At 43.1% G+C, this 2,642-nt stretch carries 1 protein-coding gene; it reads left to right on the forward strand.

From position 1 onward, the window contains the following. Positions 1 to 91 precede the first annotated feature (91 nt). Positions 92 to 2,437: a TonB-dependent receptor gene (locus ACZFYI_RS18715; RefSeq protein WP_462525641.1), complete on the forward strand. Its 2,346-nt coding sequence runs from the start codon at positions 92 to 94 to the stop codon at positions 2,435 to 2,437. The last annotated feature ends 205 nt before the right edge of the window (positions 2,438 to 2,642 follow it).

The following is a 2,642-nucleotide window of genomic DNA, read 5'->3' on the forward strand; positions in this document are numbered from 1 at the left end:
AGGTTATCCTGCTTCTGGAGAAGCAGGATAGCAAAGTATCGATTCTCTCTTTCCTGCTTCTGGAGAAGCAGAACAACTAAAAACCAACTTTATGAAATCATTCACAAAAATCATGGCCCTGATTTTTTTATTCGGGCTCAATTCGCTACATGCCCAGACTTTGACCCAAACCATCCGGGGAAAAGTCGTAGATCAGGTAACCAAATTTCCCATGCCCGGTGCCACAGTCATGTTGTTGGGTACTGATCCGCTGATCGGAACTGTGACTGACAACGAGGGGTATTTCAAAATCCTGCAAGTTCCCGTCGGTACGCAATCGCTGAGAGTCAGTTTTGTAGGTTATCGGGATTTGATCCTTCCACAGATTCAGGTCAATTCCGGCAAGGAAGTCGTGCTAGACCTGAATTTGGAGGAGGATTTCAATCAGATCCAAGAAGTTGTTGTTACAGCATCTGAAAAAGACCGGACTGTCAATGACATGATAGCTGTCAGCGGAAGGACTTTTTCCGTAGAGGAAACCAGAAAATTTGCAGCGGCGGTCAATGACCCAGGAAGGATGGCGGCATCTTATGCGGGAGTTGTCAGTTCGGATGATGGCAATAACAACATCTCCATCCGGGGCAACAGTCCGAATGGATTGCTTTGGAGAATGGAAGGGATTGATATTCCAAACCCAAACCACTTCGTCAACCCCGGCACAGCAGGGGGCGGTATTTCCATTCTCAGCGCACAGTTATTGGCCAACTCAGATTTTATTACAGGGGCTTTTCCCGCAGAATATGGAAATGCACTTTCAGGAGCATTTGACCTGAACCTTCGAAAAGGAAACAATGAAAAGAGGGAATTCACCATTCAGGCCGGATTTTTGGGAACCGACATTTCTGCAGAAGGTCCTATTGCCAAAAACTACAAAGGTTCCTATCTCGTCAACTACCGCTATTCCACACTTTCTTTGCTTTCCAAAATCGGTGTTCCTTTAGGAGATTTCGTAACGGATTTTCAGGACCTGTCTTTCAACTTTTACCTGCCCACCGGAGAAAAAAGTGCCGTTTCAGTATTTGGTTTTGGGGGATTGAGCAATCAAAACAGCGAAGCTGAAAAAGATTCCCTGACTTGGACAGGAGAATTTGACAGGATGAATTCCACCTTTTTCTCCAATACAGGCGCAATAGGCATCAAACACGCCTACATGATCAACAAATCAAATTTCCTGCAGACCACTATCCTTGCCTCCGGAAATGGCATCGGTGACAAAGGAGACCGCCTCAACGAGCAATACCAAAACGAGGAATGGTATTTTGAAAATTTTTCCCAAACGAAAGTGACCTTCAGCTCGGTCTTGAACACCAAGCTATCTGCAAAACACAACCTGAGAAGCGGTATTTTCCTTAACCAACTCCAATACAATCTCAAAGAAAGGGGATTTGATGAAAACCTCGGTCAGATGGTTACATCCATAGATTCCAAAGGAAGTACACAGAGCGTTCAGGCTTTTTCCCAATTAAATCTCAAGGCAACCGAGCGTCTCAGTTTCAATTTCGGAATTCATTACCTTCAACTTCTGCTTAACAACTCTAATTCTTTGGAACCGAGATTGAGCGCTTCATACAAACTCGATGAAAAGCAAAGCATCAGTGTAGGATATGGACTCCACAGTCAGATTCAGCCCTTGGGTACCTATTTTGCACAAAAAGAGGAAGCCGGAGAAATCATATTACCGAACAAGGATTTGGGTCTGAGCAAATCCCACCACATTGTACTAGCCTATGACAGGTCACTGAATCCATATCTACGGATGAAAGTGGAAACCTACTACCAGCATTTGTTTGACATTCCCGTCAAACCCGGATCCGATCAGACCTATTCGATCATCAACCAACAATGGTCATTCATGACCGAGCCTTTAGTCAACAATGGATTTGGTAAAAACTACGGTGCGGAATTCACTTTGGAGCAGTTTACGCACAAAGGGCTTTACTTTCTGATCTCCGGTTCAGTTTATAATTCCCTATACAAAACTGAGGAAAACAAATGGAGAAACACCAGGTTCAACGGCAGGGCAAACCTCGCCATCACCGCCGGCAAAGAATATACCTGGAAAAAGAACCGTGTTTTTGGCATGAACCTTAGGACTATCTACGGCGGTGGCCTTTGGAATACCCCGATCGACCTAGAAGCTTCCCAAGCGGCCGGGGAAACTGTCTATCTTGAGGAATTGGCATTTACAGTTCAAAATCCCGCCTATTTCAGAACTGATCTACGGCTAAGTCTTAAGCGCAACCGTCCAAAATCAACCAGAACCCTTGCTCTAGACATCCAAAATATCACCAATAGGGCCAATGTCTTTGGTAGCTACTTTGAACCTATGGAAGGCGAAATCAAAACAGCCTATCAATCACCGCTGATTCCGATATTGAGTTATAGGGTGGAGTTTTGAAAACTGATAAATATTTCAATAGGAAAAAGGAAACACTTGTAATAGCATTCAATTAAATCACACTATACTGTGATTATAATGGATTATTTCTCTTCCTCAAGTTGTTGTCAAAATAAATCACATTATATTGCTATTTATTTTGATTTTTTAAATTCAACCTACTACTTTGCATAAAAAATCACATTATAATGTTATCTGTACAGTT

Source organism: Aquiflexum sp. (genome assembly GCF_977115555.1).

Bases quoted from the DNA above. Each gene is read 5' to 3' on its own strand.
- ACZFYI_RS18715 (WP_462525641.1), top strand. From the start codon at position 92: ATGAAATCATTCACAAAAATCATGGCCCTGATTTTTTTATTCGGGCTC.